Origin of the sequence: Vibrio sp. 10N.247.310.23 (genome assembly GCF_041467155.1) — a bacterium.
Lineage (GTDB): Bacteria > Pseudomonadota > Gammaproteobacteria > Enterobacterales > Vibrionaceae > Vibrio > Vibrio crassostreae_C.
On the sequence record NZ_JBFSTZ010000025.1, the window covers coordinates 42,937 to 68,456 of the forward strand.

A 25,520-nucleotide genomic window follows, 5' to 3' on the forward strand; every position below is an offset into this window, starting at 1 on the left:
TAATATCTCATATCTTATCGACGCTTTCATGACCACCTACGGGCAATTATGGATAAGTATCAAATTCTTGTGCTTGATTTCTGTTAGGATTATGGTTTTTAGTGTGTCAAGTGAGCGACTGTGGACTTTTCAGCCAAATTACGCCTCTATTGGGCGAATAAAACCATAAATTACAGCGTATTAATTCTCATCACTCTGCTCGGCGTGGTGGTGCCTGCTTGGTATTATGGACAAAACACACTGATCACGCCTTTGATCTTAGGCGTTATTGCTGCGGCTCTTGCGGAAAGTGATGACAGCTTTACCGGGCGCTTGAAAGCACTCACGCTGACCTTTATCTGTTTCGCCGTTGCGGCTTTCTCTATTGAGCTTCTCTTCGATACGCCTTGGCTGTTCGCGATCGGGCTTTTTGTTTCAACCTTCTCTTTTATCATTCTCGGGGCAATTGGCCCTAAATACGCGAGTATCGCGTTTGGTTCTCTCTTGGTTGCCATCTATACCATGCTTGGTGCACACGAGAGCACCAACCTTTGGTTTCAACCGCTTCTACTGTTAACTGGCGCCGCTTGGTACTACTTCATGTCGATGATTTGGCAGATAGTGTGGCCAATGCAACCCGTGCAGCAAAACTTAGCCACGGTATTCGATCAAATCGGTAACTACATCGATTCAAAAGCGGAACTCTTCTACCCCGTTTCTGACTTGATTCCCCAGCCACACCGAATCATTGAAGCCAAACTCAACGCGAGTACCGTTAACGCACTCAACATGTGTAAAGCGACGCTGCTTAATCGCTCTAAGCGCGGACACATTGACGGCCCTAGTGACCGATTTCTTAACACCTACTTCATCGCACAAGATATTCATGAACGCGTAAGCTCTAGCCACTATCGTTATCAAGAGCTAGCAAAACACTTTGAACGCTCTGACGTGTTGTTTCGATTTAAGTATCTACTGGAAGCGCAGGCAACAGCTTGTAAAGAAGTGGCGAGCTCATTGAAAGTTGGCGCTGAATACCAGCATGGTGACAAGTCTGTATTGGCACTTGATGAGCTGATGTCATCGCTCAATCACCTGCACCAACAGAACAACCCTGAATGGAAATCACTGCTGAATCAGTTGGATTACTTATTCAATAACCTAGCAACCGTTGAAAAACAGCTCTCGAATATCAGCAACCCAGATGCAGAGAAGATTGAAGAAGGTGTATTGGACGATACCAACCCTCATACTTTGACGGCAATGTGGCACAAGATCAAAGCTAACTTGCACACCGATTCTATGCTATTCCGCCACGCGATTCGTATGGCGATCACTCTGACGCTGGGCTATGGGATTATCCAAGGGTTTGATATTGAAAGAGGTTACTGGATTCTACTGACAACGCTGTTTGTGTGTCAGCCAAACTACAGTGCAACCCGTCAAAAACTGACGGCACGTGTCATTGGCACGGTCGCAGGCTTATTGATCGGAGTACCGTTACTGACTTTCTTCCCGTCGCAAGAGAGCCAATTAGTGTTCATTGTGATCAGTGGCGTGATGTTCTTTGCGTTTCGAATCAATAACTACGGGTTTGCGACCGGCTTTATCACACTGCTTGTGCTCTTCTGCTTTAACCAATTAGGTGAAGGCTACGCGGTAGTATTGCCAAGGTTAGCGGATACCTTTATTGGTTGTGCTCTCGCCGTGCTTGCTGTCATTTATGTGTTGCCTGATTGGCAATCGAAGCGACTGCACAAAGTGATGGCGGATGCGCTCGATTCCAACAAGAACTATCTCGCTCAGATCATCGGCCAATACCGTGTCGGTAAGAAAGATAGCCTAAACTATCGTATCGCTCGTCGTAGCGCGCATAATAATGACGCAAACCTGACTGCCGCGATCAGTAGCATGTTGGTTGAACCGGGTAAGTACCGTACCTCTGAAGATGAGAGCTTCCGATTCTTAACACTCAATCATGCTCTGCTTAGCTATATCTCGGCTCTGGGTGCTCACAGAACGCGTATTGATGATGAAGCGACACACAAACTGGTGCTAGATGCGCACAGAGTAATCCACCAGCATCTCGACGCTCTAAATGATCAGCTCTATTCTCATAAAGAGCATTGTGAAGTGAAAAACGCTTATGACCCGGAGCTGGATAAACGTTTGAGTGAATGGCGAGAAGAAGATGAGAATTCTGTCAAAATGGTTCTACAACAGCTCCATTTGATCTATCGCATGCTTCCAGAACTGCATACCTTAGCGACCAAGTTTGCAGTTAAGGTTAAGATCGACAAGTCGTTTGAAACAGAAGCTTCTTGAGCAACAAACAAAATACCGTAAAAACAAAAAGATAACGCCAATTGCTTATCTTTTGATCATCACAAATATTTATACATTGCTTTACCCATACCCCTAATTGGGTAGAGAAATTACTTACCTACCCTTGTGCCACAAGGGTTGAAGGCGTTTTTACATTGTAGGAATTTTCTGACTTTGATTGACCAAGCCTTAACTTTTCCTAACATTTCTCGGACAAAAAACGACCACAGGAATTTATAGTTGTCTTAGTTTCAAGAAACTTCAAACATCATTTAAAATTCACTTAATCTTGTTTGATTTCCTGAATCAGTAGGCTATGCTCTAAAGAGCATATGAATTTGAACAAAGGTCACACTATGAATACACAGCAATTTGAAGCATTTAAGCAGCAAATACAGCTTCTTAGCCCACAACAATTAAAAGCACTTCAGGGTGAGATCGACGGCAACCTTGAAACAGAGAAGCCTTCTTTGCTTACTGATGAAGAGTTAAACGCGCTAAATGACCTGTTCAGTTAATAGACAGACATCACTATTTTAGCTTAAGTTCACATTTTTACCGTAAATTTCATCTGTTCATCATTGCGCTCAAAATATCGTCCGCCTAGACTCATTCCATACGTCAATAAAAGGTTCTGATATGTCGATATCTGGTATTCAATCTGGTTACGCCATTATTCAGCAATCCACCAACATGGCTGAAGAAGCCGCAATCGAGCTCAACCAAGCCTCCAAACACGCTCTAGAATCCGACGACACTTTCGAAGCTAGCGATCTCAGCTTTAATCAAATAGAGCCTGAACAAGCCATTTCCTTTAAAGACAAAGAACCTGAACCTGCTTCATCTTCAACCGATTCCTTGATTAAACTGACACAAAGCGCAAGTTATAACCGCGTTGGTGCAAGTGTGGTTGATCGTCAAAACGAAGTCATCGGTAGCCTTCTCGACATTCATATCTAAATTTCGCTCAAATACAGCCTATATTTCGCGAAACTTCGCTGCTTTTTGCTTCAACAACCACACAAACTGTAACTCATTATATCAGGCGCTTGTTTCTGGTTTATTACTCGGTAGAATCAGCGCAAACCAATTTGCTGCACAAACTTTACTTCATACTATTTATGCCAAAACTAAATCTGCATCGCCGTGACTATGTTTCTATTTTAGGAGGCGACATCTCCGCAGACGAATTAGAAAAAAAGCTTCAGCCTCATTTTGAAAAGCCAGTAAATAAGCTGACACCTAGCCCCTACCTGACAGAAAAGAATCTCACACGTCGCTGGACAGCGCTCGATAATGCAGATTCACAGCAAGAACTGCTCGACCCTCATACACAAAGTCAGTTCCAAGCTTATGAGAAAAACATTGAGCACTTTATTGGCACCGTTAAAGTCCCTGTGGGAATATCTGGCCCTTTAAGAGTCAATGGCCTATTTGCTACGGGCGATTACCTCGTACCACTCGCGACCACAGAAGCTGCGCTTGTCGCGTCTTATAACCGTGGTTCTAAGCTGATTACGGCTTGTGGTGGCGCAAGTGCTATGTTGCTCAATGAAGGCGTAACACGTACTCCTGGCTTTGCATTTCAAGGATTAGTTGAAGCCGGACAGTTTGTGGCTTGGGCTGTGACTCAGTATGACCAGTTCAAGATCTTGGCAGAATCAACAACATCACACGGCAAGCTGACCGACATTAATATCAACATCGAAGGTAACCATGTTTACTTGGTGTTCGAATTTCTAACCGGAGACGCTTCTGGTCAGAATATGGTGACCATCGCAACCAATGCCGTGTTTGAGTACATCATCGAAAATACGCCAGTTAAGCCTGACCACGCTTTCCTTGATGGCAACTTGTCAGGCGATAAGAAAGCCAATACCCAAACCTTGCGCAGCGTTCGTGGCAAAAAGGTAACTGCTGAGGTTAATATCCCTGCAGAGCTTGTCGCGAAGTACCTACACACGACACCAGAGAAGATGGTCCAGTTTGGCCAAATGACCACAGTCGGTGGCGCTTTGAGTGGTACTATCGGTATCAATGCCCATTATGCGAATGCGTTGGCGGCACTCTATATCGCTTGTGGCCAAGACGCGGCCTGTGTCGCAGAGTCAGCGATTGGTATGACGCGTATGGAACTCAACAAAGAAGGCGGTTTATACGCGAGCGTCACACTGCCTAACTTAATGGTTGGGACTGTCGGCGGTGGTACCGGCTTGCCAAGTCAAAAAGCCTGTTTAGATTTACTTGGGCTGCATGGTAACGGTAAATCACAAGCCCTAGCTGAAGTTTGTGCTGCACTGTGTTTAGCGGGTGAACTATCGATTGTCGGTGCGTTTTGTGCTGGCCACTTTTCACGAGCGCACCATAAACTAGCTCGTTAATAACCTTTGTCAGATTGGCTTGTTGTTTTGTGTGTTGCGCCAAATATCAAGCCATTCTCAATGTATGAGTCATAAATGGATTACTTACACTTATCTAGAGTGAGCCTTAAGCACCTCACTGCGCTTCATATTATGCTGAACACCCACAGCGTTACTCAAACCTCAGAACAACTCTGTGTAAGCCCTTCGAGTGTGAGCAAAACCTTGTCTCAACTACGTGACATACTTAATGACGAACTGTTCTATCGAGATGGCACCAAGCTGATCCCGACGCCATTTGCTTTGCAGATAGCTCCGACTGTTCACGCGATTCTTTCAAGCATGAACGGACTGCTTCATCAGAAGAGTTTTACCCCTCAAGAATACCAAGGCAGTTTTTCACTTTCGATGCGTGAAAGTACTTTCGAAGTATTTGCCTCAAAGATCAGTAAAATTACCACTGAGCTCGCGCCAAACGCGAAGCTCAACATCTATTCGAAACAACAGCTCGGCTTCGATGCTTTACTCAGTGGCAAGGTCAATTTGATCTTGTTGCCTCATGATATATCTCAGCCGCCGACCGATAACAAAGAGCTGGTTTGGGAAACAATTCTTCCAGATGAAATGGTTTGTTTGATGGGCGCACACCACCCTCTCGCTCAGCAAGAACTGACGGTAGAAGGCTACTTAGATTACAAGCACATTGGGATTTTAGATAACGAACTGTCTCAGCCTTACTTTGAACAAAACTTGGTTCAATGCCACCAACCAAGAGAGATGGCAATATCGGTCGCGGACTTCGGCGCTGCGGCTGTGTTGTGTCACCACACGCCTTTCCTGTTCACTTGCTCTAAACAGTGGGCTGAGCGTGCTAAGCAAGCTCAGGGCTTAGTGAGCAAGCCCTTGCCTTTTGATTACGGTAAGGTGGCGTATAGCTTGGTATGGAACAAGCCCAACATGAATGATCAAGCGATCAAGTGGTTGTGTGACCTGTTTTTAGAAGCCTGATTGACCGCCTAAGCAACATAGAGGTTAGGTATAAACCTCAGGGGTTTGCATCGGTCTTTGGACTATGGTGTATAGCTTATCGTGAAAGCTCTGCATCTGTTGTTCGTTGCATTTCGGCCAATCTAACGCTTCGCCAATGACACCATGATGTTGAAACGCATTCAGTCGAATTCGAACATCACTTGGTAGAGTCTTCAAGTAACGCCCCACTTGTTCAATTTCGTCCTCAAGATCGCTTTTATTTGGGATATGTAGCAACCTAACTTCGTGCAGTTTTCCTTTATCTGCTAAGTAGTTAATGGTTTCAAACACCCTATGATTACCTCTACCCACTAACCATTGATGTGTTTCCGATTGCCATGATTTTAGGTCAATCATCGCGCCATCAAGATAAGGCAACACCTTGTCCCACCCTTGAAGTGACAGCGAACCATTACTATCAATAAAACACGTGAGATGCGCTAACTGTGGATCACGTTTAATCGCTTGAAACAGCTCTATGATAAACGGCAACTGCATGGTCGCTTCACCGCCAGAAACGGTAATGCCACTCAAGAAAAACTGATTATGCCTGACAAGCTCCAGAACCTCTGAGACCGTCATTGTGGTAATTTTCGGGCTCGACTTATGGTCGCAGATATCAATGCACTTATCGCAGTTGGTGCAAGCTGCTGGGTCCCACTTCACTTTGCCATCAACCATGCTTAAAGCACGGCTTGGACAGCCACTCACACAATCTCCACAATGGTTACAGTGATTGATTGTGTGCGGGTTGTGGCAAGTAATACAATCAAAATTGCAGCCCTGAAGAAACAGCACCAAGCGGTTTCCCGGGCCATCAACACAAGAAAAGGTCAGCACACGGCTGACCTTCGCTTGTTTTTCTGCCTTATTATTTTTAACCCTAGCCATTTGAGTTGTTAGATCAGAAATTTTCATAATTCACATTGTTCGTATTCGAAACGCATCACACAAGTTAAAGCTATTCGTATGTCGGCGACATCTCTAAACTCGCCACGCGTGGTTTACGCTCTAATATGCCCGTGTTCTTCGCAGCTTCAGCACCTAAGAAGGTGGTATTGGTGCGTGAGCCTTGCTCATCGTATTTAGCAATGTCTGACAGCTTAATCATGTAACCCGTCACGCGAACCAAATCGTTTGATGCCACATTAGCCGTGAACTCTCGGTAACCCGCTTGAATCGCACCTTTACACAAGTTGAACATCGCTTCAGGGTTAGATTTCACTGTTTCATCGATGGTCAGAATGTCACTGATGCCCGAGGTGTAGAACTTATGGTGACCCGCGGTTGCACGAACGTAAGAGACAGGATCCGGTTCGGTACCATAAGGAATACGGACACCCGGCGTCACATCTTCATCTAAGCTAATACCGCCTTGAGCATGCAGCAGAGCTTTACCTTCTAACCCATACTTCACGTCAGAGCGTTCAACGATCTCAGCCAGTTTTTCGGAGATACGGTGACCAAGCTGATTTGCCTGTTCATCGTGACCATAGCGCCCTGCTTGGCCCTCTTTCTCCATCAAGATGTTGACTGCTTCCGCCATGCCATAAATACCAAACATTGGCGCAAAGCGATCTTCTTCGATAAGGCCTTCTTTGGTCAGGAAACCTTCGAAGAAGTTAGACTCTTCATGCAAGAAGCGGCTACGAGCGTTCATCAACTCAACCATGATGCCACTGTAGTTCGGCAGTACTTGTTGTAAGAAATCAGCACTGTCCTCAGACTTCAACGCCACTTGCTTTAGGTTCATACGCACCAAGGTATTTGAACCGCCCGCTAACGGCAGAGAGTTGTAGCAGCTCACAATACCAAAACGCTTATCGCCGTAAGCCTCGGCATGCGCTGGATAGTTTGCAATATGTGGTTTACTGCATTCACAGATGTTGCTCGCCGCATGACGAAGTAGATCATCAGGTGTCACGGCTGGGTCGTACATAAAGGTTAAGTTTGGCGCGATCTGCTTCAATTCAGCGTCTACACGTAAAATCGTACGGCAGATAATGTTGTCTGTCGGGCCGATATTCACATGCATAAAGGCGTCTGGCAGTGTGCGATCCAACATGATCCAGAACAGCTTAATCTTTTGGTATACCTGCTCTTCTGTTAAGTCGCCCACGAAAGGCATCAACACATCATCCAACTGACCTAGGTAAACCGGAATTGAAGTGACAGACGGAACATGGTGGTAAAGGATGGTAAGCATGTTCAATGCTTCATCGAAGTTGGTTGCCGCGCTAAGCTCTAAATACTCTGAGCCTTGATGTAAGTATTTAGAATAATCTGGAAGTACATAGCGCGGCTTAAATGGGGCGTGCCCTTCAAACATGTCACACAGCACACCTTGTTGTAAGGCTTGCTCTACTTCTTTGCTTACCGGCATATACGGTAAGCTGGCTTCAGCTTCTAAGGCAAGATAGCTCGACTTCTGTTTTGGTGACAGGTTGGCATCTGAAATGATATTGCTAAAGCGTTGTTGTTGCTCTGAAAGTGGTGAAGAAGTAGATGACGCAGATTGGTGGCTCATGATTAAACCCTTAGTGTTGTTATGGGCTTATTTTATATCTCACCGTTATATTTCCACTAATGAAATGTATGCAAGACTACATTTCCAAAATGGAAATAAATAATTTGTAAATTAGCGGTGTTGAGTTTTCTATGAGCGAGATGAGAAACAGAGAAATAGAGAAATAGAGAAACCAGAGTTAGTAGTGAAGAAATGAGAAAGCGCTAATTCGTTCTGTTTAAAACGATAGCGCCAAAAAGAGAAAACCCACATAACTGACGTTAGAGTCGTTAATGTGGGTTTAGTAGTTTAAATGAGCATTCTGAATGCTAGCTCAAGGCATACACACGATTACAGATCTGGAAGCGCTTGTTTACGTCCAACACCCATTAATACCTTTAACTCTCCTTGTGGAGTGTCAATCGAGAACGGTGTAGAGACTTCAACTACTGCAAAGCCCGCTGCACTCAATACATTTTCTGAGCGCTGTTGGCTTACACCGTAGTCTTCACTGTCGCTTTCCAAGTACCAATCCCAGTGTACAAACGTACCGTCGTTTTCAAGCAGCGTGTAAATCAGACTGACTGTGTCTTGTAGGTTCGGGATAAAACCACACACCGAAGAGGCTACCACTAGGTCAAACTGGTTTCTGAATGCTGGATGCTGCGCTGCAAGTCCGCGCGATAAAATATCAACTACCGGTTCAACGTTAGGTAACTCTTTCTTATCTAACTCTTCAATCATCCCTTCAGAGATATCAAGTGCGATGATCTCTTTTGCTAAAGGAGATATTTTCTGGCTGAGTAGTCCTGTACCACAACCAAAATCAAGGACACGGGTTCCGTTTAAATCAACGAGCTGTGTTAACTGGTCAAATACGGATTGTGCGAATACTGCAGTTGCGGGATCTTTATCCCAATCAACGGCGTATTCGTCCCATTGTTTCGCCATCATGGCCTCCATCTTTACTTCTTGTAGGTTCGGAACTTCCCCAGAGTAAACCAAATTAGTCAATTCGTCATAGAGTTATCATGCAAAGATGGACTATTTCTAAGATAGTCAGCACAATATTCAGATAATATGCACCGACCCCCGCTCAATATGGAAATGAAATGAACCTTTCTCAAGTCCAAGCCTTTTGTTCCGTTGCTGATTTAGGATCAGTTTCTGAAGCTGCACGCCAGTTAGAATGCAACCGAACCAAACTCAGCATGTCGATTAAAGCCTTGGAAAAAGAGTTAGATGTCGAGCTGTTCGTCCGCAGCGGAAACCACGTTGAGCTTTCAGAAGCGGGTAAAGCGATTTACAAAGATTGCGAAGGCATGTTGGTGACAGCCGCGCGTATTAAACAAACCTGCTTGCATGTTTCGGGCGAATTCAACGCAGAGATTTGGATAGCGCGAGATGACTCCCTACCCGATGAAATGTGGCAGGACTTATCTCACGCCTTAAATAACAAGTACCCTTCTACCTCATTCAACTTCGTTCTCGCATCGAGCGGTGACTTAGCTAACCTAGTTGAAACTCAGCAAGTCGACTTCGCATTTGGTGTCGATTACGAACGCGTCGATGACCCAAGAATTATCTACAACCCGCTTGGTAAGATTCGAATGATGTCTGTATGTAAGAAAGGACATGATTTGAGTGCGATGCGACGAGTGTCTGATGAAGTACTGAGAAATTCGATGCAAGCAACCATGGTTTATCTTAATGAAAAGGATAATCCTGAGCTTGAGCCCTTCTCGCGTCGTTACATTGGCTTCTCTAGCTTCGACTTTATGTTGGATACGATTCTACGTGAAGAAGCATGGGGCGTAATGCCTGAGCCATTGATTCGCCATTTACTGCGTGAACAAGAGCTTGCCGTGATCAAACACACCTACGGTTTAACACAAGAAGACTACTGTATGTTTACCGCGGCTGGCATGGCAGAGCACCCAGGAATGAATTGGTTGGCCGACCAGCTTAGTGATTATTTGTTTGATTTCTAGACGGACGACTTTTACTCCATACTTAAGTCTTGCTCTAGAAAACCATCACGTGATCCACTAAGTAGCGTCCGTCTTCTTCAACCATTACCATTTCGGCGACAAACTCGCCTTTGGCGATGGTGTAAGCTTGTTTCCACACAAAAGCGATGGAGTCTGAACGTCTAAACAGCGCGACTTGCTCTCGCTCAGCAAAAAAGCCATTACTGTGCTGATAATGGTGACACACCTTTTCTAAATATTCCGGCGTAACAATGTCTTTCATCCTTTGAGTAAAGTCTCGACAGTGCTGTTCATGATCGACCTTGGTTGAACCGTCCATCAGATTATCCATAATCGGGTTAGCAATCACCCACAACTCGTTATCACTGATATCGTCAAACTTCATATTGATTCTCTCCTTGTCCATTGCAGTCGCAGTCAAATCTAGAAGACCAATAAGACCCTAGCGACTAATGTGTTGTATTAATCATAAACGATCCTATTTCAGTTGCACATCATCCCCAAAAAACACTCAACGTCAACTTTATTGACACCAAACCCTAACCTTAAGTCACTGAATTTTATTGATTTATATGTTCGAATTAAATAAGACATATAAACATCATCAGATAAAGTTTGTAAAGTTAGCTCATTATTAGAACAATGAAGTTATCAAAAACATCTGGAAAATATTATGTGTGACAGGAAAAGCCAAAACGAAAATCGAGTACTATTGTTCTCAGCCCTTTTAGCATCAGGCTTCGCAATTGGCGGATTGGTGTTGGGTCTTCTCGTTGGCTCTCTGGTCATAGTGTTTGACGGTGTCTATTCTCTTATCAGCTTACTGTTAACTTTATTGTCACTAGCTGCTTCAAAATACATTAACCGCCCTTCAGATAGAGAGTTCCCGTTCGGTCGAGCTATCATCGAGCCGATTGTGATTGCGATTAAAGCCGTTGTGATTCTGCTTGTGGTTGGTTATTCACTTTACTCTGCGATTGGTGCCCTAATGACGGGTGGTCGTGAAGTTGATGCTTCTATTGCAACTCTGTTTGGTATTTTCAACGTGTTGGGTTGTGGTTACGCTTGGTGGTACATCGCGAATAAGAGCAAACGTATTTCTTCAGGTCTGATTCAGGCTGAATCTAAGCAGTGGCAGATGGATACGCTACTGAGTGTAGCGGTAACAGCGGGTTTCGTAGCGGCTTGGTTAATTACTTTTTCTCCGCTTGCAGAATACGCAGTGTATGCCGACCCAATGATGATGTTGCTAATGTCTTTCTACTTCATCAAAGTGCCTTTCGACATGTTACGTGAGGCGATGCGCGAACTGCTTATGATGTCGGCAAACAAAGATATTTGTGATGCGGTAGATAAGAACGTTGTCGCGGTAGACAAAGAAGCGGAGCAAGATTTGGAGCTGATGGGTGTGACTAAGGTTGGTCCAGAATTACGAATCAATGTTGATATTCATACCAACGACCAACAAGCGATTGCGGTCGATGATATTGAACGTACGCGCCGCCAACTTAAGCGACGCTTATCGAAGATGCCTTATGAGCTTCAACTGAATCTCAATATCGCGAGTTAAGAGTCGAGAGTTAAGAACCAAGAGCTAACCAATCAACCTCTCGCTGACTAAGACTCTGATTGAACCTTTTTAGAAGCCGACGCCGTAACCGTCGGCTTTTTGTCTCTGGTTACCCACCAGCAAGCTAAAGAGCCAATCGTTACCATACAAACGCCCTGCCAAAACGTCATGCTCAATGACAAACCCAAAATAATAGAAGACAGTAAGGTCGCAAAAATAGGCGTGAAATACGACATGGTCGCCAAGAAGACCATATTGCCGCCAAGTATCGCTGTATTCCAAAGCGCGTAACCTGCGCCCATACACACGCCTGCCAACACTAAGTCAATCGCAGCACTGGTTGTCATCACCATGCCGGTTTCGTTACTCAATGCGTATTTGATCCACAAGGTGATTGCAGTCGCGATAAAGAACAGCACGATCGCATTCTGTCCTTTCGCCACTTTCTGAGTGTAATTACAGTAGACCGCCCAAATAATCGCGCCGAAAAACGCCATTGAATAGGTTTTAGGGTTGGTGGCAATATTGGCAGCGATTTGATCAACAGAAAGCCCCTGATCGCCACTGATACTCCAAGCCACACCAAAGAAGGCTAAGAAAATACTTGGGTAAACCAACCAGTTAATCTTTTTATCGCTGAGCAATACCGCGAACAACACCGTCAATGCAGGCCATAAGTAGTTGATAACGGCCATTTCCAAGGCTTGATGTCGGTTGTTTGCCATCCCTAAAGCCAGAGCTAAGAAGATCTCATAACAAACGAACAGAGCACCACCAATCAACAGGTATGACTTAGAAAACCGCGACAGCTTAGGTAACCCCATAACACAGACCAACAACAGTGAGCTCACTGTATAAAGACTGGCGGCGCCACCAATTGGGCCCAGTTGTTCTGATACGCTACGAGACAGCGCGATTAAGCAGCTCCAAAGTAAAATGGCAGCAATGCCGTAGCAGCTATGGCGATGAGATTTCAGCACGCCTCTTCCTTATTTTTATTGTAATGGGGTAATCAAAGCGAGCTTAAAGCAAAGGTAGGCTTAAACGCCACTATCGATAAGTTGCAGTAAGTAAAAATAAGTAGCCGAGCACATAACTGTACTCGGCTATCAATCATTCACTCAAAAATCTAAAAGCAATTAGCAATTAGCAATTAGCAATTAGCAATTATGCTAGTAAAAGAGCTTGCAGGTCAGCCAGAGACTTAACCTGATAATGAGGGTTAATTCCGGCTGGCGTTGCCTTTTCTTGACTATTTAACCAACAGGTTTCAATACCAAAATCTAATCCGCCTAGAATATCGGAATGTGGGTTATCCCCGACCATCAATATTCTTTGCTTAGATGGCAATCCAACCAGCTTATGCGCATATTCAAAAATCTCGGCATCCGGTTTGGCTACCCCAACTTCTTCAGAAATGATCACGTGCTCAAAGTAATCCGTCATTCCTGTGCGCTCTAAACGGATTGACTGCAGCTCTGTAAAACCGTTAGTGATGATGCCCATGTTCACCTTGCCTTTTAAAGACTCCACCAACTCTTGTGCACCTGGTAATAAAGAACAGATATCCGCCATTGCGGTCAAAAATGCACTGTTTAGTTCTGCTGTTGTTGTCTCTAACTTTGTTGCCCAGCTTTCAAAACGCGCGTGCTTCAGTTGAGCTGCCGTAATGCGGCCATCTTGATAATCTACCCAAAGTGGTAAATTAACCTCTTGGTAAACCGAATAATCCTGTTCACTAAAATCCACACCAAAACGGGAGAACATCAGCTTCATTCCTTGAAAAGCATCAAAGTGGAACAAGGTTTCATCCGCATCAAAGAATATCCAATCGTACTTCATTTTCTGTCCTGTTATTCGCGTTGTTGAGCAGTGCTGTGTTTGTTTTTATCGTAGTTTTGCTTAATTTTTCTCTTCGCCTTGTAGGCTGGCAATCACTTTACTCGTAAATCTGTGAGCCTGTATATAAATCTAATAATTTATAGAAAACAAGCAGCAAGTCATGATGTATCGCAAATTTTGCCACATATTAAACCAATACCATACAAGAAATACATTTAAGTACCGGGAGGTATTATGAAGCACTTCTTACCGTCATCTGTCATGCTCACCCCATTTCTTGTCAAATACTATGACGAGGAGCCAGAAGACACCCTTGAGTCTGAAGAGTCGCAAGATCCTCAAATTGAGTGCAGTGATGACTCCGATAAAACGTCGACACCAGCCTAACCAAAACAGCTTTCAATGAAAAACCTTAATTTTCATTGTTATAGAGCACCATTCTGCTCTTGGTGGAGCCAATTTATCGCTAATCACTACTGACAAAGAACACAGCCAAAAACCATGAAAACGATTGCTATATGAGCCCTATCACAACGACTAGCCACAAAGTGGTAGTTCGGAATCAAAGTTGTTCCAGATCAATGGTCGACCACTTGAATGCCGACAACATGTAGGAAATTAAAAATCATAATTAACGGAGTTTTCCAATGTCTACTGCATTTTACATCCCTACAATCAACTTCATGGGTACTGGCTGTCTGAAGGATGCTGCTGATAGTATTCAGTCTCAAGGCTTTAAAAAAGGTCTGATCGTAACTGATAAGATCTTGAATCAAATTGGTGTAGTTAAGCAGGTACAAGACCTTCTTAGCCAGCGAGGCGTAGACGCAGTTGTATTCGATGGCACTCAACCAAACCCAACCATCACGAACGTTAACGATGGTCTTGAATTGCTGACTGACAACGATTGTGATTTCGTTGTTTCTCTAGGTGGCGGTTCTCCACACGACTGTGCAAAAGGCATTGCTCTGGTTGCTTCTAACGGCGGCAAGATTGCAGACTACGAAGGCGTAGACCAATCTGAAAAGCCAATGATGCCTCTTATCGCTATCAACACTACGGCTGGTACAGCATCAGAAATGACACGCTTCTGCATCATCACTGATGAGGAACGTCACATTAAAATGGCGATCGTTGACAAGCACACAACACCGCTTATTTCAGTAAACGATCCTGAACTAATGCTTGCTAAGCCTGCATCACTGACTGCTGCAACAGGTATGGATGCGCTAACACACGCAATCGAAGCTTACGTTTCTATCGCAGCGACACCAATTACAGACGCTGTAGCGATTAAAGCCATTGAACTTGTACAAGCTCACCTAAGAACGGCAGTAGCGCACGGCGAAGACATTGAAGCACGTGAACAAATGGCTTACGCACAGTTCATGGCGGGTATGGCGTTCAACAACGCGTCACTAGGTTATGTTCATGCGATGGCGCATCAGCTAGGCGGCTTCTACGATCTTCCACACGGTGTGTGTAATGCTATCTTGCTACCACACGTTCAACGCTACAACGCGCAAGTTTGTCCTGAGCGTCTACGTGATGTTGCAAAAGCAATGGGCGTTAACGTTGAAGGTATGTCACCAGAGCAAGGCGCAGAAGCTGCGATCAACGCAATTGTTCAACTAGCAAATGACGTGAACATCCCAACAGGTATCGCGCAACTTGGTGCAAAGCTAGAAGATATCCCTACTCTGTCTGACAACGCACTGAAAGACGCATGTGGTTTTACTAATCCTAAACAAGCGACCCACGAAGAAATCTCTGCGATTTTCGAAGCGGCAATGTAATCTGCCATTAAGTCACTTATAAACTTATCGACAAACGGGCTCACCTACTGAGCCCGTTTTCTTTACCTGCCATATGTTATTCAAGTCTCTGTTTTGAATAGCCACTGATTAAGATAAATCTCTTTAAAAGTCGCATTGTCATAACTGCTTAGTTATAGTCAAACTATTGATACATAGAATGACAAACAGGTTCCATTGAGTCGTTGGATAGTTAACTCCTCATTATTAGCATCGCTCGTTTCCCACTCTGCCTTCGCGGAGGAACAGGATGAGTGTCACAGCCAACCGTTAGAAGACACGCGCGTCGAAAAAGCTTACCACTACCTAAACAGCAAGTTTTGTCAGCCCGCAATATGGTTCGATAACTTCTTTGTGGATGACCGTATTACCGAGGACGCCAGAGCCGGAACCTCTGTACGTTGGTATAATGATTTCATCTATTCTGAGGGCGGTGACGTGGATTATTCCACCAAGCTCAACGCACGCCTGCATTTACCCTTTGTCAGCAAAAGGCTTAAGCTAATCTACGAGTCTGTTGGCGATGAAGAATTCTTAGACTTCTTCCCACAAGATTCTGAAGAGTTAGAGAATGCACTTGGCCTTCGTTATGACGCCTATGCCAAGGGTTACAGTAGTTTCAATATCAAAGCGACATTACGCCCAAGAATAGAGGCTCGCTATCGTTTTACCTACCCGCTCACCACAGATGCAGTATTCAGGCTGACCCAACGTGTATATCAAGAAAAACAAGAGACTGGTGAGATCACCGACATCGACTTTGATCTTTCTTTAAGTGATGATTTCTTGGCTCGATGGTCAAGCTTTGCAGGATATAACGACGACCTTAAAGGTTGGAACTATGGTACAGGGCTAACCTTGTATCACTACCTTGCCCAAGACCAAGCACTTCAATATAGCGCCACGATTAATGCAACGGATGAGCCTCATAATCATTACGAATACGCTCAGGTTTCGGTTACCTACCGACAAAACGTATGGAAAGAGTGGCTGTTCTACGAACTCATCCCTCGTTATCAATGGGAACGAGAACCTCATGAGAAACACACCGAAGAAGCCAACATCACCCTTAGGCTTGAAGTCTTGTTCAACAATGTCTAGTGAGTGTTTGTGAGATTGGGGCATCGTTAGATAGAAAACGAGGCACAAAAAAGCACATCATGTGATGTGCTTTTTCAGTTCTATATAAGGCTTAAACTGTAGTCTTAACCCTTGTAGTTTCTTACTCGTGCCGCTTCTGCTTCACGCTTGTCGACAACGGTTTTACCGATTGGCGCCAATGAGATAACCGCGAGCTTAAGGTGCTGAATCGCAAACGGAATACCTATAATAGTAATGAAACACGCTACTGCTGACATGATGTGACCAATCGCCAACCAGATCCCCGCAAATAAGAACCAAATAACGTTACCAATCACACCTAGCGGGCTCGTGCCGATGTCCATTTCATTGGTTAGCTCATCACGTGAAATCGCTTCCTGACCAAATGGGAAGAATGAGAAGTTACCCATAACAAAACATGCTCTACCCCATGGAATACCAACGATGGTTAGGAATGCGAGCAGTCCGAAGAACCACCAAGCTAGTCCCATAAATACGCCACCGAACAGAAACCAAATGATGTTTCCTATTGTTTTCATTCTGTATTCTCCAAATCTTTGAATGCTATTTATTTAATATGCAGAGTAAGGCAATGATTGTTGTAATAGGTTCATTATTGTTGAACCTTTATGAACCGTTTATGAATCACTTACATTTTATGTGATTGATATACACCACGGTTCTCTAAATCTACATAGGGCTAAACCCATTTATTTGATACCATACACTTAGATTTTTAGTACCAAAAAGCTAAACAGACTCAACAACGAATTTAAGGCCGAATTTATGAATAACACTGAGCAACCTAAAAAGAAAATGAAAAACTGGGTGCCAATCGTCTTCTTCGGACTTCTCAGCACTGTTCCAGTGTTCATGTTCTTAGTTGATGTGTACATCAACCAGTATATGTAACAGAGCCGGACATCCTAGCTATATAAATGGATATAAGAACCCTTTCCTGTATCCATTTCAGTTCCAATTAGATCAGTTCTTCTTCAGCCAGCTCTTCGTTAATCAAATCAGCTCTTCGCTAATAAAATCTAGAATGTCTATCAGCTCATGATCAGGCAAATTTAGTAGGTTATCCCCTACATACCATTCAATCTTACATTGGTTTGGCAACTCACTGATCGCTGGGTTTCCTATCCAAATCTTGTGTTTCTTCGCTATGTTATCTCTCACAATAATGCCGTCTTCATAGCTCACAGGTAAATATAGGTGAAGCATGTTGACCTGCGGTTGCTGCGGATTAACAGTGAACTGAGGATAGTCTAATAAGATTTGGTAGATCTGTTTTGTTCGCTCAAACAATGATGGCATCAACTCTAATCGCTCATCAAACTGCATTGCTGCTGAAACCACATAAGGCGTTCGGTGATAAACATTGCCACCTTGGCGCTTCATCCACGCAGATGCTTTCGCTACAAAGGCTTTATCGCCCAACAATAACGAACCACCAAGGCCATTGAGACCTTTGTACAGCGAAACATAAGCACTATCGAAGCCCTGAGCAATCTCGCTGTATGACTTTTGGTAATAGGCGCCGCATTCCCACAAACGCGCACCATCCATATGAAGGTGAATTGATTGTTCTTTGCAGTACTGCTTGATCGCTTCAAGCTCATCCCATTCTGGTAATTGGCCGCCGATTTCACGCATGGGTAATTCATATAGAGCGGCTGCAATCTCATCAGGCCACGCCTTTAAGTCATCAACATTCCAAGTGCGAAATACGTTGCCAACGGGAAGTACGTTGAATCGGTTTTGGAGCTGATACCCTTGGCGTTCATGACGCATAATATGACTCGATTCATGCATCGCTACTAGTGGGTTTCTTTTCTCTTGGCACGCAATTTCTAATGCTGTTGGTTGATTCATGGTGCCAGTAATCACAAATACAGCCGCTTCATAACCTAGCAGTTCCGCGACTTTGTTTTCGAAGCTCTCGATAAACTCACCATCGCCGTAGCTATCATGGCTCACATTGTGTGTCTCACACCATTCAGCCATCTGAGCGAATGTTTGTGCTGGAGTCGGTTCTAGGTGACCGGAAAGCAACAAATCACATTGTTGACGCAAGTCCATGCTCATAGTTTTTCCTTTATTCATTATCGTTCTATGTAGGGTTATTGGATTATTTACGTTACCCACCAACGGTGACATAAAATGCCCATATTCGCTTTTACTATTCGTGAATAATTAGTTTTACTCAGTCATCGGCGGCTTGTGCCAGAAATACTCAAATTGACGGATGTTTTATATAATTAAGTACCTAAAAACACACGCATCTAGATAGATAAGTATGGGCTAATTCGTTGTTGTTCAACCATTCTTCTATTATTGTATATCTATAATCCCAATAGGTATTATTCGTTTATATACAAAGAGGGCTATATGTCGAAAAATCGAGTTTTAGTGCTATTCGCACACCCTTCTCAACATCGTTCTGAAGCAAACAAACCGTTATTTGAGCAAGCAAAACGCGTTGACGGTGTCACGTGCGTCGACCTCTATGCCGAATATCCAACGTTCAAGATCAGCATCGATCGTGAGCAAAAACGCCTATTGGACCATGACATCATCATTTTTCAGTTCCCCTTATATTGGTACTCCACACCGGCAATTCTCAAAGAGTGGCAAGATCTCGTTCTAGAGTATGGCTTCGCCTATGGAACCGATGGCAACGAGTTACAAGGTAAGAGCTTACTGTGTTGCATCACTGCTGGCGGTAAAAAGGATGCTTACCAAAGTGATGGCTACAACCACTTCACTATTCGAGAACTGCTTCACCCAATTGAACAAACCGCGTCTTTATGTGGGATGAACTATCTTGCGCCTTTTGCGCTTTTTGGATCTCGTACCGCTTTAGAAGAAAACCGTATTCAACAACATGTCGATAGCTACAGAACGCTTTTACAGGCCTTGGTTGCAGGTGATATCAACATCAAAAGAGCCAACAAGGCAGAAAAGTTGAACCATATTGTGGAAGAATTGATGGCAGAGGTTAAATAATGACGGGATACTTTCTACAAGCATTTATCTATTTAATTGCAGCCGTGATTGCGGTCCCTATTGCCAAAAGACTTGGACTTGGATCAGTTCTCGGCTACTTAATCGCTGGCGTTGTGATTGGTCCCATCATTGGATTGGTTGGCGAAGAGACAACAACCATCCAGCACTTTGCCGAGTTCGGTGTAGTGATGATGCTGTTCTTAGTCGGGCTTGAACTTGAACCTAAGATGCTATGGGCGATGAGAAACCGATTGATGGGGCTTGGTGGCCTTCAAGTTGGTGGTACGACCGCTATCGTGATGGGAATTGCACAGTTCTTTGGTCAACCTTGGACGATTGCTTTAACTATCGGTTTGATCTTTGCGCTTTCATCGACAGCCATTGTTCTACAAACGTTCAATGAGAAAGGCCTGTCTAAAACGGAAGGCGGTAAAAACGCTTTCTCGGTACTTTTGTTCCAAGATATTGCCGTTATCCCAATGCTGGCGTTCATCCCTTTGTTGGCTCTTCCTGAATTGGTTGCTTTGGCAGAAAGTGCCGCCCAAACCGCTGCACACCATGATGAACTCAGTTTAGTTGCAGGTTTGCCAAGTTGGGCATACGGACTTGTTATTACGGCTTCAATTGCGATTGTGGTCGTCGGTGGACATTATCTAAGTCGGCCACTGTTTCGTTTTGTTGCGAGCTCTGGCTTACGCGAGATCTTCACTGCAACTGCACTGATGTTGGTGATTGGTATTGCCGCGCTAATGAGCCTTGTTGGTTTGTCGCCTGCCCTAGGTACTTTCTTAGCAGGTGTGGTACTTGCCAACAGTGAGTTCAGGCACGAACTGGAATCTAACATCGACCCGTTTAAAGGGTTATTGCTTGGATTGTTCTTTATCACGGTAGGCGCAGGTATCAACTTTGGCGTTCTATTTAACGATTTCGCACTCATCATTGGCTTAACTCTTGGCGTGATGGCGCTGAAAGCCTTGGTGTTGTTTACACTGGCTTTAATCTTCAGAATCAAAAACAGCGACCGCTGGCTATTTACATTGAGCTTGGCTCAAGCGGGGGAATTTGGTTTTGTACTACTCAGCTTCTCAGCACAGAACCATGTATTACCTGCGGATATTGTTCAAACACTATCACTGGTTGTTGCCCTCTCTATGTTCTTAACTCCTGGTCTGTTCATTCTGTTTGATAAAGTCATTCTGCCCCGTTACGAGCAAAAATCGAACGATCGAGAAGAAGACAAAATAGAAGAGAAAGGTACCGTTATCATTGCAGGCATCGGCCGATTTGGTCAGATCGTAAACCGCTTGTTGGTATCAAATGACGTCAATACCGTAGTATTGGATCATCAAGCAAACCAAGTGGACTTATTACGCTCCATCAATATTAAATCTTACTTTGGTGATGCTACTCGTCACGACTTGTTGCATACCGCGGGTATCGAAGAAGCCGCGATGCTAGTAGTGGCAATCGACAACCAAGACTCAAGCGTTGAATTAGTGAAATACGTTAAACACACCTACCCTAAAGTGAAAGTCTTAGCGCGTGCATTCGACCGAGGTCATAGTTATCGCCTAAGAGAAGCGGGGGCAGACTTTGTTGAATCAGAGACCTACCATTCTGCTCTTGAAATGGGCGCTGAAGCCTTGCGTTCTTTGGGTCATCACCCATTCTTCGTCGAGCAGCAAAAATCGACTTATCAACGCGTTGAGAGCCGTAAGTCTGAAAAGCTTTACCAAGCTTGGTCTGAAGCGGAAGAGAACCCACGCTACGACAACAACTACCGACAAATCTTCATTCACCTTGAAGAAGCAATGAAAGAAGATATGAAAAAAGACCGTTCAGACAAACACTCTCGTTCTGAACGTGGTTGGACACCTCCACCGAAAGGCTATGCAGATGGCTTTGAGGAAGAAGAGTCTTAAGCAGAATCTAGACTACAGCTCTAGATAACCATGCTATTCAACCATCAAAAGCGGCTATTTGAGCCGCTTTTTCTTTCATTTAACCCCGACAAAACCTCAAATGAGCACAAGTATCAGGTGCTGAAACTCTTAATCCGAAAGATTTGTGTGATCTAGCTAAAATTTTTAATTTCTGACCACATGGCAAAAGTGGATTCGATTTTTACATTATTGAAACATTCCCACCCCGCATAAACCACACCAAAAACATGGCTATATATGCACTCATTCCTACCATTCAAGCACCCACCCAATTCTTAGCGACCACTCTCTAAGGCTTGAATTACATTGCATATATCGAAATACGCCGCAAAACCCCTAACAGATTCATTCATCAATCAAATAAATAACGCACGACATTCACAAATTCAAACCATCAAAATTAACATAAACATTTCAAAATATGTCTATCGTTACAATTTGTAACGAATGGCGGTTGTCGGTATAGTCCTGCAATTCAAAAAAGTGAGACCTTTGCGCTCACCTTAAAGGAGATATAATAATGATTACTAATGATGCTGTAATAATGGGCATGTTAGCTGTTATTCTTGGCGGTGTTTTTATCACGGAAAGTAGCCAAAATAGCGCACTGAAAAAATTCTACTCGTTCGTTCCGGGTCTATTGCTCTGTTACTTTGTTCCTTCTCTATTGAACAGCCTAGGCATCATCGACGCATCAAACTCAAAGCTGTACTTTGTTGCAAGCCGTTACTTACTTCCGAGTGCACTCGTTCTACTGATCATCTCTGCAGATCTGCGCAAGATCTTTGGACTAGGTTCAAAAGCCGTCATCATGTTCCTAACCGGTACTGTCGGTATTATCATTGGCGGCCCATTGGCTATCTTGATCATCGACCAAATAAATCCTGGCCTTGTATCGGGTGATGTATGGCGTGGTCTAACAACGGTGGCAGGTTCTTGGATTGGCGGTGGTGCAAACCAAGCTGCAATGAAAGAAGTATTTGAAGTTGACGATCAGTTGTTCTCTGCGATGATTACTGTGGACGTAATCTGTGCCAATATTTGGATGGCAATATTGCTTATCATGGCAGGTCGTCAGAAGAAGATTGATGCATGGTTAAAAGCAGATACATCATCTATCGAAGACCTAAAAGAAACCGTATCTAAGTACCAAGAAGAAAACGCGCGTCCGACGACGACAACGGATCTAATGAAGATCACTGCGATTGCGTTTGGCCTTACGGGCTTAGCACACTTCTTTAGCGACATTATCGCACCATGGATCTCAACTAATGCTCCTGAACTGGCGCAATACAGCCTGACTTCTGGATTCTTCTGGTTAATCGTAATGGTGACTACGTTTGCACTCATTGCTTCATGCTTCAAATCAACACGCAGCCTTGAGCACAGTGGCGCATCTAAAGTGGGCTCTGCATTCATCTACATCCTAGTTGCCACTATTGGTATGCAGATGGATATCACAGCTATCTTGGATAACCCAGGCTACTTCTTCATCGGTATCACTTGGTTAACCATCCACGCGATTATCATGATTGTGATGGCAAAGCTAATCCGTGCACCACTGTTCTTCATGGCAGTAGGTAGCCAAGCTAACGTCGGCGGTGCTGCATCGGCTCCTATCGTAGCGGCAGCGTTCCACCCAGCATTAGCTCCAGTAGGTATTCTAATGGCTGTACTTGGTTACGCACTCGGTACATACGGCGCTTACATCTGTGGCCTAATCATGCAGGCTGCTGCATTGGGTTAACAACTCATTGCTGTAAAAAATGGGCAACTGAACCTTGATCATATCGCCCATTTTCTTGAGTTCCGAGATGTAAAAAAGGCGACAGTAAAAACTGTCGCCTTTCTAATATCTTGTTACTCAGCTAAAGCTTATTCCCAATCAAGAATTACTTTACCTGACATACCAGAGCGCATCATGTCGAAGCCTTTCTGGAAGTCGTCCACTTTGTAGTGGTGAGTAATGATTGGTGTTAGATCTAGGCCTGATTGGATTAGTGAAGCCATTATATACATTAGCGAAATAAGTTTTTTGAAAGCAAGTATTTAAAAAATTTCAGGAGAACAATGGCGACAAAGTGGCGACATATATAAAAACAGGTCACCCATATGTCTCTATTGGCATAAAGTGACTAAAAATTCGTTCACACTCAGCTAGCAGACACCGAGTTTGTGAAAAGCACAAAAAATACCCTCGAAAACGTCGAGCAACTTATCGATGAACTTAAAGCGATTAAGCTACAGCATTTTGGCGAAGATAATGAAGCACAAGAGCCAGGCTTACGTTGTATAGCAGCTCCAGTTTACGACCGTTTTGGTACCGTAATTGCCAGTGTCTCAATTTCATTTCCTACCATTCGATTTGATGAAGAGAAAAAAGCTCACTATGTGGAGCTACTGCATAAATATATCCAAGCAATTAGAGTTTAATGGTTACCCAAGCAAGTAACAATAAAGGTTACGGTGACAGTGACAATAAAGGTTACGGTGACAGTGATATCACGATAAAACTTGCATCGTTAGAAAGGTAACTTCTTTTACGTTACCGCAGAGTTCAATGGTTTTATGTAAGCAAGAGCGCGCGTAACTCTTGCCTTACATACTCTCAGCTAAAATCCACAATATTAAACAATTTCCTAACGTTTATAATTTTTATCTCGCTCCCCCCTCACTTAATCTCCAATTAAGACCGATAAAAAATGCCTCTCTCCACATCAATAATTTAAAGAAAAATAAGTATCTCTAATAATAGTTTTAATATTAGATTTTATTCTATACGACTAGTTTCGTTCGTACCCACTTATCACTGTTTCATCGAAATGGAAAACAAAATCATCATGTAACTCAATATCCAACGAATTCGATGGATATAGTCCTCTATAAGCGATTATCACAATAAATCGAACTCCGTTATCGTTGCATTCATCAAACAAATAGAGAACAGAACCATGAACACAATGCCACATGAACTTGTGTGGGGTGAAGTCTACTTCCCACCGCTGTTATTGGTTATCGCACTGGCTTACATATTGACAATGCTAACAGGGTCAATCGCTACCAGGTTTGGCCTTCATAAGTACGTCGCCTTTCCTGCAATAGCAGAACTGAGCTTGATCGTGATTTTTACTGGCGCTATCGGCCATTTTATTACCATTTTTTGAGGCACTTACTGTGATCAAACGTTATCTCATCACACTTTTATTATTGGCTGCTGCGGGAACTGTGGTTTATAGCTATTACCAGTCGTATTCAAGTAACCCGTGGACCAGAGACGGACAAGTGAGTGCTTATATTGTCTCGATTACACCTCGAGTCACGGGTCAAGTGATTGAAGTACATGTCGAAGACAACTCTAAAGTGAAAAAAGGCGATCTTCTTTTTGAAATCGATCCGAGTATTTACAAGGCGACCTACAAAAAAGCACTTGCCACTCAAAAACAAGCGTTTGCCCTACTCGCCAAAGCCAAAAACGAAGAGCAACGCGCGTTGAATTTAGAGAAAAGAACACCCGGTGCGGTGCCCGCACTTACTCTAAACAACTTGAACAACGCGGTAGAAACTAGCACCGCGAATGTCGAACTCGCAAAAGCGAACGTAGAAGAAGCACACCTCAACCTTGAATACACCAAGGTATATGCGCCTACTAACGGCTATATCACCAATCTGAACCTACGTGTAGGTTCTCAAGTTGTCGCGAATTCACCTGTGGTTGCGCTAATTGATGAAGATAGCTTTTGGATTGAAGGTTATTTCAAAGAGACTGATTTAGTCGGCGTCGACGCTCAGGATACAGCCTATGTTACTTTAATGATGCATAACAATGTTCAACTAGAAGGACATATCAAAAGTATTGGCTTTGGTATTGCCAAACAAGATGGCAGCACAGGTAATGATTTATTGCCAAACGTGAATCCAAACTTCCAATGGATACGTCTAGCTCAACGCATCCCTATCAAAGTTAAGTTAGACAACATACCAAAAGACGTACAACTGCGTGTTGGTATGACTGCCTCGATTAAAATAATCAAAAATAGCTAGGTGATTC

Annotated in this window: 24 protein-coding genes and 2 pseudogenes; 17 read left to right on the plus strand and 9 right to left on the minus strand. The window is 43.8% G+C overall.

What is annotated here, in order from left to right; translation table 11 throughout:
* Positions 1-120 precede the first annotated feature (120 nt).
* From yccS to AB6D93_RS17935, 5 genes are all read left to right on the plus strand, one after another.
* Positions 121-2,304 carry a YccS family putative transporter gene (yccS, locus tag AB6D93_RS17915; protein WP_102332913.1) on the plus strand — a complete coding sequence of 728 codons (2,184 nt, stop codon included), beginning with the start codon at positions 121-123 and terminating at the stop codon, positions 2,302-2,304.
* 332 nt (positions 2,305-2,636) lie between these two features.
* Positions 2,637-2,822, plus strand: coding sequence for a hypothetical protein (locus tag AB6D93_RS17920; RefSeq protein ID WP_017064780.1), 186 nt, complete (start codon positions 2,637-2,639; stop codon positions 2,820-2,822).
* A gap of 121 nt (positions 2,823-2,943) precedes the next feature.
* Positions 2,944-3,264, plus strand: coding sequence for a hypothetical protein (locus AB6D93_RS17925; protein WP_102332914.1), 321 nt, complete (start codon positions 2,944-2,946; stop codon positions 3,262-3,264).
* 161 nt (positions 3,265-3,425) lie between these two features.
* Complete coding sequence (locus AB6D93_RS17930) at positions 3,426-4,685, plus strand: hydroxymethylglutaryl-CoA reductase (protein WP_029235858.1); 1,260 nt, start codon at positions 3,426-3,428, stop codon at positions 4,683-4,685.
* Positions 4,686-4,760: 75 nt separating this feature from the next.
* Complete coding sequence (locus AB6D93_RS17935) at positions 4,761-5,672, plus strand: LysR family transcriptional regulator (protein WP_102332915.1); 912 nt, start codon at positions 4,761-4,763, stop codon at positions 5,670-5,672.
* A gap of 24 nt (positions 5,673-5,696) precedes the next feature.
* On the opposite strand, the gene AB6D93_RS17940 is transcribed toward AB6D93_RS17935, so the two are convergent.
* The 3 genes from AB6D93_RS17940 to AB6D93_RS17950 form a co-directional block, all read right to left on the minus strand.
* A complete protein-coding gene (locus AB6D93_RS17940) occupies positions 5,697-6,611 on the minus strand; it encodes a YjjW family glycine radical enzyme activase (RefSeq protein WP_102332916.1) in 915 nt (304 codons plus the stop codon).
* Positions 6,612-6,654: 43 nt separating this feature from the next.
* Positions 6,655-8,220: a YjjI family glycine radical enzyme gene (locus AB6D93_RS17945; RefSeq protein WP_102332917.1), complete on the minus strand. Its 1,566-nt coding sequence runs from the start codon at positions 8,218-8,220 to the stop codon at positions 6,655-6,657.
* Between the two features lie 330 nt (positions 8,221-8,550).
* Entirely contained in the window at positions 8,551-9,150 is a 600-nt protein-coding gene (locus AB6D93_RS17950; protein ID WP_017064785.1) for a class I SAM-dependent methyltransferase, read from the minus strand.
* Between the two features lie 161 nt (positions 9,151-9,311).
* On the opposite strand from AB6D93_RS17950, the gene AB6D93_RS17955 reads away from it, so the two are divergent.
* Positions 9,312-10,190, plus strand: a complete 879-nt coding sequence (locus AB6D93_RS17955; protein ID WP_016797108.1) for a LysR family transcriptional regulator — start codon at positions 9,312-9,314, stop codon at positions 10,188-10,190.
* A 34-nt stretch (positions 10,191-10,224) separates the two neighbouring features.
* Here the strand turns inward: AB6D93_RS17955 and AB6D93_RS17960 are convergent, their stop codons facing one another.
* A complete protein-coding gene (locus AB6D93_RS17960; protein WP_102332918.1) occupies positions 10,225-10,575 on the minus strand; it encodes a hypothetical protein in 351 nt (116 codons plus the stop codon).
* 288 nt (positions 10,576-10,863) lie between these two features.
* Between AB6D93_RS17960 and AB6D93_RS17965 the strand changes: the two genes are divergently transcribed.
* A complete protein-coding gene (locus AB6D93_RS17965) occupies positions 10,864-11,760 on the plus strand; it encodes a cation diffusion facilitator family transporter (protein ID WP_017060900.1) in 897 nt (298 codons plus the stop codon).
* A gap of 47 nt (positions 11,761-11,807) precedes the next feature.
* Here AB6D93_RS17965 and yddG read toward each other — a convergent pair whose 3' ends face one another.
* Both yddG and yjjG read right to left on the minus strand, forming a co-directional pair.
* Complete coding sequence (gene yddG, locus AB6D93_RS17970; protein ID WP_102332919.1) at positions 11,808-12,740, minus strand: aromatic amino acid DMT transporter YddG; 933 nt, start codon at positions 12,738-12,740, stop codon at positions 11,808-11,810.
* 187 nt (positions 12,741-12,927) lie between these two features.
* On the minus strand, positions 12,928-13,602 hold the full coding sequence (gene yjjG, locus AB6D93_RS17975) for a pyrimidine 5'-nucleotidase (protein ID WP_102332920.1): 675 nt from the start codon (positions 13,600-13,602) through the stop codon (positions 12,928-12,930).
* A gap of 234 nt (positions 13,603-13,836) precedes the next feature.
* Here yjjG and AB6D93_RS17980 point away from each other — a divergent pair, with 234 nt between their 5' ends.
* The 3 genes from AB6D93_RS17980 (at position 13,837) to AB6D93_RS17990 (ending at position 16,517) form a co-directional block, all read left to right on the plus strand.
* Positions 13,837-13,989, plus strand: a complete 153-nt coding sequence (locus AB6D93_RS17980; RefSeq protein ID WP_017066574.1) for a hypothetical protein — start codon at positions 13,837-13,839, stop codon at positions 13,987-13,989.
* Between the two features lie 260 nt (positions 13,990-14,249).
* Positions 14,250-15,398, plus strand: coding sequence for an L-threonine dehydrogenase (gene yiaY, locus AB6D93_RS17985; RefSeq protein ID WP_017060904.1), 1,149 nt, complete (start codon positions 14,250-14,252; stop codon positions 15,396-15,398).
* A gap of 195 nt (positions 15,399-15,593) precedes the next feature.
* Entirely contained in the window at positions 15,594-16,517 is a 924-nt protein-coding gene (locus tag AB6D93_RS17990) for a hypothetical protein (RefSeq protein ID WP_029235256.1), read from the plus strand.
* 104 nt (positions 16,518-16,621) lie between these two features.
* On the opposite strand, the gene AB6D93_RS17995 is transcribed toward AB6D93_RS17990, so the two are convergent.
* Complete coding sequence (locus AB6D93_RS17995) at positions 16,622-17,056, minus strand: YccF domain-containing protein (RefSeq protein WP_004730224.1); 435 nt, start codon at positions 17,054-17,056, stop codon at positions 16,622-16,624.
* Between the two features lie 247 nt (positions 17,057-17,303).
* Here AB6D93_RS17995 and AB6D93_RS18000 point away from each other — a divergent pair, with 247 nt between their 5' ends.
* Positions 17,304-17,429 carry a hypothetical protein gene (locus tag AB6D93_RS18000; protein ID WP_017060906.1) on the plus strand — a complete coding sequence of 42 codons (126 nt, stop codon included), beginning with the start codon at positions 17,304-17,306 and terminating at the stop codon, positions 17,427-17,429.
* 102 nt (positions 17,430-17,531) lie between these two features.
* Here AB6D93_RS18000 and AB6D93_RS18005 read toward each other — a convergent pair whose 3' ends face one another.
* A complete protein-coding gene (locus AB6D93_RS18005) occupies positions 17,532-18,608 on the minus strand; it encodes a low specificity L-threonine aldolase (protein WP_102332921.1) in 1,077 nt (358 codons plus the stop codon).
* A 303-nt stretch (positions 18,609-18,911) separates the two neighbouring features.
* On the opposite strand from AB6D93_RS18005, the gene AB6D93_RS18010 reads away from it, so the two are divergent.
* The 3 genes from AB6D93_RS18010 to AB6D93_RS18020 all read left to right on the plus strand — a co-directional run bounded on the left by AB6D93_RS18010 (position 18,912) and on the right by AB6D93_RS18020 (position 23,219).
* Entirely contained in the window at positions 18,912-19,529 is a 618-nt protein-coding gene (locus tag AB6D93_RS18010) for an NAD(P)H-dependent oxidoreductase (RefSeq protein WP_010428887.1), read from the plus strand.
* Entirely contained in the window at positions 19,529-21,451 is a 1,923-nt protein-coding gene (locus tag AB6D93_RS18015; RefSeq protein WP_017067137.1) for a monovalent cation:proton antiporter-2 (CPA2) family protein, read from the plus strand. Before AB6D93_RS18010 ends, AB6D93_RS18015 begins: the two co-directional genes overlap by 1 nt.
* A 541-nt stretch (positions 21,452-21,992) precedes the next feature.
* Positions 21,993-23,219 carry a DUF819 domain-containing protein gene (locus tag AB6D93_RS18020; protein ID WP_102332922.1) on the plus strand — a complete coding sequence of 409 codons (1,227 nt, stop codon included), beginning with the start codon at positions 21,993-21,995 and terminating at the stop codon, positions 23,217-23,219.
* A gap of 128 nt (positions 23,220-23,347) precedes the next feature.
* Here the strand turns inward: AB6D93_RS18020 and AB6D93_RS18025 are convergent.
* Positions 23,348-23,488, minus strand: a pseudogene (locus AB6D93_RS18025) (L-threonine 3-dehydrogenase); the annotation flags it as partial.
* Between the two features lie 123 nt (positions 23,489-23,611).
* Here AB6D93_RS18025 and AB6D93_RS18030 point away from each other — a divergent pair.
* From AB6D93_RS18030 to AB6D93_RS18040, 3 genes and pseudogenes are all read left to right on the plus strand, one after another.
* A pseudogene (locus AB6D93_RS18030) lies at positions 23,612-23,924 on the plus strand (IclR family transcriptional regulator C-terminal domain-containing protein); the annotation flags it as partial.
* A 499-nt stretch (positions 23,925-24,423) separates the two neighbouring features.
* Positions 24,424-24,636 (plus strand): DUF1656 domain-containing protein, encoded by a 213-nt coding sequence (locus AB6D93_RS18035; RefSeq protein ID WP_010429574.1) that lies wholly within the window; start codon positions 24,424-24,426, stop codon positions 24,634-24,636.
* Positions 24,637-24,646: 10 nt separating this feature from the next.
* Entirely contained in the window at positions 24,647-25,513 is an 867-nt protein-coding gene (locus AB6D93_RS18040; protein ID WP_102332923.1) for an HlyD family secretion protein, read from the plus strand.
* Positions 25,514-25,520: the final 7 nt, after the last annotated feature.